The organism is Streptomyces sp. WI03-4A (assembly GCF_033792105.1).
In the GTDB taxonomy this organism is placed as follows: domain Bacteria; phylum Actinomycetota; class Actinomycetes; order Streptomycetales; family Streptomycetaceae; genus Streptomyces; species Streptomyces collinus_A.
Genome location: NZ_JARAUO010000003.1, coordinates 348,389 through 359,205, shown reverse-complemented (window position 1 = coordinate 359,205; position 10,817 = coordinate 348,389). Strand labels below are relative to the sequence as shown.

General features: G+C 69.7%; 4 protein-coding genes, 1 tRNA gene and 1 rRNA gene. 5 read left to right on the top strand and 1 reads right to left on the bottom strand.

From position 1 onward, the window contains the following. From rrf to PV343_RS06400, 3 genes are all read left to right on the top strand, one after another. Window positions 1–99, top strand: a 5S ribosomal RNA gene (gene rrf / locus PV343_RS06410); the annotation flags it as partial. Between the two features lie 53 nt (window positions 100–152). Beyond that, a complete protein-coding gene (locus tag PV343_RS06405) occupies window positions 153–878 on the top strand; it encodes a DegT/DnrJ/EryC1/StrS family aminotransferase (protein WP_319145789.1) in 726 nt (241 codons plus the stop codon). Between the two features lie 83 nt (window positions 879–961). Continuing rightward, window positions 962–1,034 (top strand) — tRNA-Thr (locus PV343_RS06400). Between the two features lie 65 nt (window positions 1,035–1,099). Here the strand turns inward: PV343_RS06400 and PV343_RS06395 are convergent. After that, window positions 1,100–3,856, bottom strand: coding sequence for a SpoIIE family protein phosphatase (locus tag PV343_RS06395; protein ID WP_319145788.1), 2,757 nt, complete (start codon window positions 3,854–3,856; stop codon window positions 1,100–1,102). 421 nt (window positions 3,857–4,277) lie between these two features. On the opposite strand from PV343_RS06395, the gene PV343_RS06390 reads away from it, so the two are divergent. Further along, on the top strand, window positions 4,278–9,740 hold the full coding sequence (locus PV343_RS06390; RefSeq protein ID WP_319145787.1) for a HAMP domain-containing protein: 5,463 nt from the start codon (window positions 4,278–4,280) through the stop codon (window positions 9,738–9,740). A gap of 272 nt (window positions 9,741–10,012) precedes the next feature. Beyond that, window positions 10,013–10,693, top strand: coding sequence for a two-component system response regulator (locus tag PV343_RS06385; RefSeq protein WP_319145786.1), 681 nt, complete (start codon window positions 10,013–10,015; stop codon window positions 10,691–10,693). The last annotated feature ends 124 nt before the right edge of the window (window positions 10,694–10,817 follow it).

Below are 10,817 nucleotides of genomic sequence, written 5' to 3'. Positions count from 1 at the left end.
AGGGAAACGCCCGGTTACATTCCGAACCCGGAAGCTAAGCCTCACAGCGCCGATGGTACTGCAGGGGGGACCCTGTGGGAGAGTAGGACACCGCCGAACAAATTTTGAGAAAGGGTTGGACCCTGAACTTCGGTTCAGGGTCCAACCCTTTTTTGGTATGCGTAACTTCGAGTTCACGTTGCGCGCTCAGCATCGCAGCCATGGGTACTGCTGCAATGCTCAGGGCCGCCGGCGTCGGAGCCGGTGACGAGGTCGTCGTACCGGCCTTCGGGAACGTCGAGCTGGCCGAGGCCGTGAGCCTCGTGGGTGCGCTCCCCGTGTTCGCCGACATAGATCCGGCCACCTACTGCCTCGACCCGTCCGCCGTCGAAGCGGCCGTAACTCCGCGGACGGCGGCCGTCGTTGTGGTACACCGCTTCGGCCGGCGTGCCGACATCACGCGGCTGCACGAGCTGGGCCGGCGGCACGGGCTGCTCGTCCTGGAGCAGGCCGAGTCCGAGGCGCCGTACGACGAGATGGCGCAGCGCAGGGAGCGGGCCGCCTACCTCGACGCCAAGCTGAAGGGCGTGCGCACGCCGGACGGCGGTGACGGGCACAGCTACCAGCAGTACGTGGTGCGGGTGCCGGGCAACGGCCGGCCGGACCGGGACGCCTTCGCGCGAGCCCTGCGGGCCAGGGGAGTTGCCTGCCGGGTGCCGGTGAAGACGCCCGTGCACCGGCTGCCCGAGTTCCGGCGCTGCGTGCCGCTGCCGGAGACCGAGCGGGCCGCGGACGAGACGCTCGCGCTGCCCGTGGACGCCGCACTGACCAAGCGTGAGATGCAGCGGATCGTGTCCGCGTGCAACGCCCTCGGCGGACTGCTCCAGCCCGCCTTCTGACCGCCGCCGAACGAGTTTGGGAAATGCGGCCTGTTCAGGGTATGGTTTTCTTGTTGCCGCGAGGGAAACCTCGAAAGCGACAGGCCCCCATAGCTCAGTCGGCAGAGCGTCTCCATGGTAAGGAGAAGGTCAACGGTTCGATTCCGTTTGGGGGCTCGTATAAAAAGGCCTCGCCCTTATGGGCGGGGCCTTCTTCGTGTGCCCGGGCGGCCCCGGGGGCCTCAGTCGTGCTGAAGCCCCGGGACCCGCATCGCCAGGATCGCCATGTCGTCCGAAGGCGCGTCGGACGCGAAACGCTCCACGGCGCGCATGATGCGTGCCGCGACCGCGCCGGCCGTCAGGCCCGTGCACGTGGTCAGGACGTCGGCGAGGCCGTCGTCTCCCAGCATGCGGGTGCCCTCGCGGCGTTCGGTGACGCCGTCCGTGACGCACAGCAGGACGTCGCCCGGGTCGAGGGTGACCGTCTGCTCGTACAGCTCCAGGTCCTCGATGACGCCGAGCAGCGGCTGGGGTTCGGCCGCCGCGACCACCGTGCCGTCCTGGCGCAGGCGCAGCGGGAGCGGGTGGCCCGCGCAGACCACCTTCAGCTCGGCGCTGCCGTCCTCCTGGGGCCGCATCTCGCCGTAGAGCAGGGTGAGGAAGCGGCTGCGGTCGCCCTCGTCGAGGATCGCGGAGTTGAGGCGCTCCAGCACCGCGGGGCCGGACAGGCCCTCGCGGGCCAGCAGCCGCAGCGCGTGCCGTGCCAGACCCGTGACCGCGGCCGCGTTCGGTCCGGTGCCACAGACGTCGCCGATGGCGAAGCCGTAGGCGCCGTTGCCGATGGGGAACAGGTCGTAGAAGTCGCCGCCGACCTCGTTGCCCTCGCCGGCCGCGCGGTAGATGACCTCGACCTCGACGCCGTCGATCTGTGGCAGGCCGGGCGGGAGCAGGCTGCGCTGCAGGGACTGGCTGATGGCGGTGCGTTCCGAGTACAGGCGGGCGTTGTCCAGGGCGAGCGCGGCCCGGCGGGACAAGTCCTCGGCCAGTTCCAGGATTTCCTGCCGGAAGTGCTCGTCCGTGGGCTTGCCGAGGGTGAGCATGCCGATCACGCGGTTGCGGGCGACCAGCGGCAGCACCACCGTCTCGCCCCCGACCGCGGAGGCCGTGGCGAGCGTCGGGCCGATGCCCGAGGCCACCTGGCGCGTGGGGCCGCCGGACAGGCCGAGGCTGCGCATGGAGCTGCGCAGGGCCGCTTGGTGGGCGACCTCGCCAGGGGTGCTCCAGACGCGGGCGCCGGGCGTCGGCACCGGATCGGGCGGGGCGACCTTCGATAGCAACGACTTGATGCCGTCGATGAGTTCCTCGTCCTCGTGCAGTACGTACGAGAGGTAGGGCTCGGAGGCCTGGTCGGCGATCGTGTAGACGGCGCACCAAGTGGCGAGGGTCGGCACGGTCATCTGGGCCATCAGGGCCAGCGTCTGGTCCCGGTCCAGGGTGCCGGCGAGCAGGTCGGAGGCCTCGACCAGGAAGCTCAGGGAGCCGCGACGCAGCCGTTCCAGCTCGCCGAGGCGGGCCGACTCCACGGCCAGGGCGATGCGGTCGGCGGCGAACTGCAGGCGCAGTGCCTCCTCGTTGGAGTACCGGCCGGGTGCCTCGGCCGCGACGCCGAGGGAGCCGGTGAGGCGGCCCTCGACCTTCAGCGGGACCGTGACGACCGAGCGCATGCCGGTGCCGTTGAGCAGCGGCACGGCGCCGGGCACGGCGTTGAGGTCGTCGTGGACGGCCGGCATGCGGGCGGAGCCGTAGCGGCCGGGGCCGGCCTCCACGGGGACGCGGGCGAAGCGCTGGCGGGCGGAGGGCAGGCCGGTGGAGGCGCGGACCTCGAGCTCGGTCTCGTCGTCGGTGGCCAGGAGCAGAAAGGCGGAGTCGCTGTCGAGCATGTCGCGGGCCCGTTCGACCGTGCGCTGCAGCAGGCCGTCGAGGTCGTCCGGGGCGGGGGAGCCGATGAAGACCTCGAACGGGTCGGTGCTCTGGCCGTCGGAGGTGGTCGCCTGGTCGCCGGCGGGGACGCGCTGCGGGGTCTGCAGGACGGCGCGCTCGTGGTCCCGTACCAGCAGGCACACGGTGGAGGGCTCGCCGCCGGTGTCGCGGACTCTGAGGTGGGAGGCGTAGACCTGGGCCACCCGTCCGTCGGCGCCGCGGATGCCGTAGCTGCCCTCCCAGCGGGAGAGCTGGAGCGCCTCGGCGATGCCGGTGCCGGTGCCGGGGGTGTGCGGCCAGGCGGCGAGGTCGGTGAGGGGCCTGCCGATGACCTCGGCCACCGGATAGCCGAACAGCTCTTCCGCGTCCTCGTTCCAGGCGGTGATCGCGCCCTTCCGGTCGATCTGGAGGACGGCGACGCGGACCCGTCCGTCGGCGAGCGGGAGCAGTTCGGCGGGCAGCGAGGGGCCGGCGGTGCGGGTGCCGACCGGACGTTCGGGCAGGTCGAGCTGGAACCAGACGTTCTTGTGGGTGGGCGTGTAGTCCACGCCCCAGCGGGCGGCCAGGGCCGCGCACAGCTGCAGGCCGCGCCCGCCCTCCCGGTCGGGGCTGCCCATGGCGGCGGGCGAGCCCTGGACGGGGACCTCGCGCTCGGGGTAGCGGTCGGAGACCTCGACGCGCACCCCGTCCTCGGTGCGCAGGCACAGCACCTCGGCGTGGGTGCCCGCGTGCACGACCGCGTTGGTGACCAGTTCGCTGGTGAGGACCACGGCGTCGTCGACGACGTCAGCGAAGCCCCAGCCCTGGAGGGTGTCGCGGACGAAGGACCGGGCGGTCGCGACCGATCGCCCGACGGGCTCGAAACTGGCGGCCGCGCGCGCGGTGATCACAGAACTCCTCGGCCGGTTGTCTACGTGCAGGGCTGCGGGGCCGGCCGGCTCGCGCCGCTGCTGCGGCATCAGCTCGCCCGTCGGCCGTGGCTCCGGGGGAAGTCCCTCGGGGATCACTCCGGTGGTCATGGTCTGCGGCCGCCCCTCCGATGCCCGCTCGTTCTCGTGCCACCGCCCAGGCCGGTGGGACCGGTGCGGCTGGACAGCCGCATGCAAGGTTACTTACCTTCCCCGTCCCAGTGGATGCCGGTCGCCGGTGATTACGCCCCCAGGGTGTGCGGACGATGTGCGAAGCTGCCGAACTGTTATGGCCTGGTTCGGCCGGGGTGAAACACTGGGCAAGCTTCTGATGAAGGTCCGGTCATGCTGCGTGTGTTCCGTGTACGGCGGGCAGCAGCCCCTGGTGTGTCCGGATCTCGTCTGACAGAAATACCCATGAGTAACAGGTACGCGGAAGTAACCGGTAAGCCGGGATCCGGCGCACCGGGCCGGCGTGGCCGGGCACGGTAGTGGCACAGCAGTAACGGTCTACCCCTTCGGGAGGGACACAGTGGAGTCTGGCGCAGCGACGCGGGGCACGAAGACGCGCGCGAAAGGCGGACCGTCCCTGGGCAGGAACGGCGGCGGCACCACCGTCGTGGACACGGCTGCCCTGAACCGGCTGCGGGCCGCCCTGGTGGCGATGCGCGACGGGAACTTCCGCAAGCGGCTCACGGTCTCCGGCGACGGCGTGATGTCGGAGATCGCGGCGGTCTTCAACGAGGTGGCCGACCGCAATCTGCACCTGACCGGTGAGCTGTCGCGGGTGCGGCGCATGGTGGGGCGTGAGGGCAAGCTCACGGAGCGGCTGGAGACGGGCGCCTGCGAGGGCTCGTGGGCGACCGCCATCGACAACTCCAACGCTCTGGTCGACGATCTCGTGTGGCCGGTCTCGGAGGTCAGCCGGGTCCTGACGGCGGTCGCCGAGGGTGACCTCTCGCCGCGCATGGACCTGCGCACCCAGGCGCCGGACGGCTCCGGGCACCCGCTGCGGGGCGAGTTCCTGAAGGTCGGCCGTACCGTCAACAACCTGGTCGACCAGCTGTCGACGTTCACCGACGAGGTCACGCGGGTGGCCAGCGAGGTCGGCACGGAGGGCAAGCTCGGCGGGCAGGCACGCGTGCGGGGGCTGTCCGGTTCGTGGAAGGACCTCACGGACTCCGTCAACACGATGGCGTCGCGGCTGACGGCGCAGGTGCGGGACATCGCCCTGGTGACCACCGCGGTGGCCAAGGGCGACCTGTCGCGCAAGGTCACCGTGCACGTCGCCGGCGAGATGCTGGAGCTGAAGAACACCGTCAACACGATGGTCGACCAGCTCTCCGCGTTCTCCTCGGAGGTGACGCGGGTCGCGCGTGAGGTCGGCACGGACGGCATTCTCGGTGGTCAGGCGCATGTTCCGGGGGTGGACGGTACCTGGAAGGAACTCACCGACTCGGTGAACCTGATGGCCGGCAACCTGACGGCGCAGGTGCGGGGGATCGCCCAGGTCACCACCGCGGTGGCCAACGGTGATCTGTCGCAGAAGGTGACCGTGCCGGCGCGTGGCGAGGTCGCGCAGCTGGCCGAGACGATCAACCAGATGACCGAGACGCTGCGGATCTTCGCGGACGAGGTCACGCGGGTGGCCAACGAGGTCGGTGCCGAGGGGCGGCTGGGCGGTCAGGCGACCGTGCCGGGTGTCGCCGGCACCTGGAAGGACCTCACGGACTCCGTCAACACGGTGTTCCGGAATCTGACCACACAGGTGAGGGACATCGCCGCCGTGACGACGGCGGTGGCGAGCGGTGACCTGTCGCAGAAGGTCACCGTGGACGTGGCCGGCGAGATGCTGGAGCTGAAGAACACCGTCAACGGCATGGTGGACCAGCTGTCGTCCTTCGGTGCCGAGGTGACGCGGGTCGCGCGCGAGGTCGGTGTCGAGGGTGAGCTGGGCGGCCAGGCGCAGGTGCCGGGGGCGGCGGGGACCTGGAAGGACCTGACGGACTCCGTCAACACCGCGTTCCGCAACCTGACCGGTCAGGTGCGCAACATCGCCCAGGTGACGACGGCGGTGGCCAACGGCGACCTGTCGCAGAAGGTCACCGTGGACGTGTCCGGCGAGATGCTCCAGCTGAAGAACACCGTGAACACGATGGTGGACCAGCTGTCGAGCTTCGCCGACCAGGTCACGCGGATGGCGCGCGACGTGGGTACGGAGGGCCGGCTGGGCGGTCAGGCGCGGGTGGACGGCGTGTCGGGCACCTGGAAGGAGTTGACGGACTCCGTCAACTTCATGGCCGGGAACCTCACCTCGCAGGTGAGGCAGATCGCCCAGGTGACGACGGCGGTGGCGCGGGGTGACCTGTCGCAGAAGATCGACGTCGACGCGCGCGGCGAGATCCTGGAGCTGAAGAACACGATCAACACGATGGTCGACCAGCTCTCCGCCTTCGCCGACCAGGTGACCCGGGTCTCCCGGGACGTGGGCACGGAGGGCCGGCTCGGCGGTCAGGCGCAGGTGCCGGGCGTGGCCGGGGTGTGGCGGGACCTGACGGACTCGGTGAACGGCATGGCCGGGAACCTCACCGCCCAGGTGCGCAACATCGCCCAGGTCGCCACGGCCGTGGCCCGCGGTGACCTGTCCCAGAAGATCACCGTGGACGCGCGCGGCGAGATCCTGGAGCTGAAGAACACCCTGAACACGATGGTGGACCAGCTGTCGTCGTTCGCCCAGGAGGTCACGCGGGTGGCCCGCGAGGTGGGCACGGAGGGCATGCTCGGCGGCCAGGCCGAGGTGCAGGGTGTCTCCGGCACCTGGAAGGACCTCACGCAGTCCGTGAACTTCATGGCGAACAACCTGACGATCCAGGTGCGCAACATCGCCGAGGTCACGACGGCGGTCGCCAAGGGCGACCTGTCGAAGAAGATCACGGTGGACGCGAAGGGCGAGATCCTCGAACTCGTCACGACGGTCAACACGATGGTCGACCAGCTCTCCAGCTTCGCCGAGCAGGTGACCCGGGTGGCCCGTGAGGTGGGCACCGAGGGCATCCTGGGCGGCCAGGCGCACGTGCCGGGCGTCACGGGCATCTGGAAGGACCTGAGCAACAACGTCAACCTGATGGCCAACAACCTGACCATGCAGGTGCGGAACATCTCGCAGGTGGCCGCGGCCGTCGCCAACGGCGATCTGACCCGGCAGGTGACGATCGAGGCGAGCGGCGAGGTCGCGCAGCTCGCGGACACGATCAACACGATGGTGAAGACGCTCAGTTCGTTCGCCGACCAGGTCACCAAGGTGGCACGTGAGGTGGGCACGGACGGCATCCTGGGCGGTCAGGCGCACGTGCCGGGTGTGGCCGGCACGTGGAAGGACCTCACCGAGTCGGTGAACCAGATGGCGTCCAACCTGACCGGTCAGGTGCGCAACATCGCGATGGTCACCACGGCCATCGCCAAGGGTGACCTGACGAAGAAGATCGACATCGACGCCCGCGGTGAGATCCTCGAACTGAAGACGACGATCAACACGATGGTCGACCAGCTCTCCAGCTTCGCCGAGGAGGTCACCCGGGTCGCCCGTGAGGTGGGCACGGAGGGGCAGCTCGGCGGTCAGGCACGCGTGCGTGACGTCGACGGCACCTGGCGCGACCTCACCGAGTCGGTGAACGAGATGGCGGGGAACCTGACCCGGCAGGTGCGGGCCATCGCGCGCGTGGCGACCGCGGTGACCCGGGGCGACCTGAATCTGAAGATCGACGTCGACGCGTCCGGCGAGATCCAGGAGCTGCAGGACTACATCAACAAGATGATCGCCAACCTGCGCGACACCACGATCGCCAACAAGGAGCAGGACTGGCTCAAGGGCAACCTCGCCCGCATCTCCGCGCTGATGCAGGGCCGCCGGGACCTGGAGGACGTGGCCTCGCTGATCATGAGCGAGCTGACGCCGGTGGTGTCCGCGCAGCACGGGGCGTTCTTCGTGGCGATGCCGTTGATGGAGGGCCAGGACATCAGCGGTGAGTCGGGGGAGCAGTACGAACTGCGGATGCTCGGCTCGTACGGCTACTCGATGGGCTCCATGCCGACGTCGTTCCGGCCCGGCGAGGCGCTCATCGGCACGGCCGCCGAGGAGCGGCGCACGATCCTGGTGGAGAACGCGCCCAGCGGCTACCTGAAGATCTCCTCGGGGCTCGGGGAGGCGCCGCCGGCGCAGGTGATCGTGCTGCCGGTGCTGTTCGAGGGCACGGTGCTCGGCGTGATCGAGCTGGCGTCCTTCACGCCGTTCACGCAGATCCAGAAGGACTTCCTGAACCAGATCGCCGAGATGATCGCGACCAGCGTCAACACCATCTCGGTCAACACCAAGACCGAGCAGCTGCTGAAGCAGTCGCAGGAGCTGACCGAGCAACTGCGGGAGCGGTCGGCGGAGTTGGAGAACCGGCAGAAGGCGCTGCAGGCCTCCAACGCCGAACTGGAGGAGAAGGCGGAGCTGCTGGCCCGGCAGAACCGGGACATCGAGGTGAAGAACACCGAGATCGAGGAGGCCCGGCAGGTCCTGGAGGAGCGCGCCGAGCAGCTCGCGGTGTCGATGCGCTACAAGAGCGAGTTCCTGGCGAACATGTCGCACGAGCTGCGCACTCCGCTCAACTCGCTGCTGATCCTGGCCAAGCTGCTCGCCGACAACGCCGAGGGGAACCTGTCGCCGAAGCAGGTCGAGTTCGCGGAGACCATCCACGGCGCCGGTTCCGACCTGCTCCAGCTGATCAACGACATCCTCGACCTGTCGAAGGTCGAGGCGGGCAAGATGGACGTCTCCCCGACGCGCATCGCGCTCGTCCAGCTCGTGGACTACGTCGAGGCGACCTTCCGGCCGCTGACCGCGGAGAAGGGCCTCGACCTGTCGGTGCGGGTGTCACCGGAGCTGCCGGCGACCCTGCACACCGACGAGCAGCGGCTGCTGCAGGTGCTGCGCAACCTGCTGTCGAACGCGGTGAAGTTCACCGACTCCGGGTCGGTGGAGCTGGTGATCCGGCCCTCGGGCGCGGACGTGCCGCAGAAGATCCGGGAGCAGTTGCTGGAGGCCGGTTCGCTCACCGATCCGCAGGCCGACCTGATCGCGTTCTCGGTGACCGACACGGGCATCGGCATCGCGGCCAGCAAGATGCGGGTGATCTTCGAGGCGTTCAAGCAGGCGGACGGCACGACCAGCCGCAAGTACGGCGGCACCGGCCTCGGTCTGTCGATCTCGCGGGAGATCGCGCAGCTGCTCGGCGGTGAGATCCACGCGCAGAGCGAGCCGGGCCGCGGTTCGACGTTCACGCTGTACCTGCCGCTGCACCCGAGCGAGCTGCCGCCGCAGGGCTACCAGCAGTCGGTGGCCCCGCTGGAGGCCGGTGAGCTGGTCGCCTCCGAGGCGCGGCTGTCCTCGGAGCTGTCCGCCGCGGAGATCGTGACGCCGGCCGAGGTGAAGTCGTACCAGGAGACGCAGAACGGGGCCGCCGCGCTCTTCCGGCGCCGGCGCCGGAGCCTGCCGCGGGCCGAGCAGCGGCCCGAGCAGTGGACGACGATCGCCGAGCAGGAGAGCGCGCCGGAGCCCGCCCGCGTGGTGCGGTTCGGCGGCGAGAAGGTGCTGATCGTCGACGACGACATCCGCAACGTGTTCGCGCTCACCAGCGTCCTGGAGCAGCACGGGCTGTCGGTGCTGTACGCCGAGAACGGCCGTGAGGGCATCGAGGTGCTCGAACAGCACGACGACGTGGCGGTCGTGTTGATGGACATCATGATGCCCGAGATGGACGGGTACGCGACGACGACGGCGATCCGTCGGATGCCGCAGTTCGCCGGGCTGCCGATCATCGCGCTGACGGCGAAGGCCATGAAGGGCGACCGGGAGAAGGCGATCGAGTCGGGCGCCTCCGACTACGTGACCAAGCCGGTCGATCCCGATCATCTGCTGGCGGTCATGCGGCAGTGGATGGGGGCCGAGTGACGGTTTGACCGGTGCGAACGTGAACGGGATGGGAACCCGGGGTGTGCGTGCGGAGTTGCCGGTGCCGGGGCTCCGGCGCGTGCGGGAATCGCGGATTCCGGGAACCTTCCGGTCTCCCGCCGCGTTTCCCTTGTGTGCACAGTGACATCGCGGTGACAGGGTGTGGCGACAGGCGGGGTGCGGCTACGATGACCGGCACAAGGACGGACGGCGAAAGGGAGTCGTCCCCTGGGGCGGCGCCCGGTGTACCGCCGGGGCGAGGAGGACGGGCCATGGTGCAGAAGGCCAAGATCCTCCTGGTCGATGACCGGCCGGAGAATCTGCTGGCGCTGGAGGCCATCCTCTCTGCGCTCGATCAGACACTGGTGCGGGCATCGTCCGGGGAGGAAGCGCTCAAAGCACTGCTCACGGACGATTTCGCGGTCATTCTGCTGGATGTCCAGATGCCGGGCATGGATGGTTTCGAGACGGCCGCGCACATCAAGCGGCGGGAGCGGACCCGGGACATCCCGATCATTTTCCTGACCGCGATCAACCACGGCCCCCACCACACCTTCCGGGGTTACGCGGCGGGCGCGGTGGACTACATCTCGAAGCCGTTCGACCCGTGGGTGCTGCGCGCCAAGGTCTCGGTCTTCGTCGAGCTGTACATGAAGAACTGCCAACTGCGGGAGCAGGCGGCGCTGCTGAGGCTCCAGTTGGAGGGCGGCGGCAAGAGCGCGGTGGGCGGCAAGGAGTCCGCCGGGCTGCTAGCGGAGCTGTCGGCGCGGCTCGCGGCCGTGGAGGAGCAGGCGGAGGCGCTGTCCAAGCAGTTGGACGACGAGTCGGCGGACGCGGCCGCGGTGGCCACGGCGGCCCATCTCGAACGCAAACTCACGGGGTTGCGCCGGGCGCTCGACGCGCTGGAGCCGGGCACGGCCGGCGGTGCCGCGTCGATGCCGCCGCAGAACTGACGCGCGCCCGGAGCACAGTTGTCCATGAGCGTGCGTCAGTTCCGCGCCCGGGCAAGGGCGACACGAACGGGTGAAGCCGGCGGTCGCCCCTGTTCGAGCGAAGTCGAGAACTCGGAGGCGGGCA

Bases quoted from the DNA above. Each gene is read 5' to 3' on its own strand.
- PV343_RS06385 (WP_319145786.1), top strand. From the start codon at position 10,013: ATGGTGCAGAAGGCCAAGATCCTCCTGGTCGATGACCGGCCGGAGAAT.
- PV343_RS06395 (WP_319145788.1), bottom strand. From the start codon at position 3,856: ATGACCACCGGAGTGATCCCCGAGGGACTTCCCCCGGAGCCACGGCCG.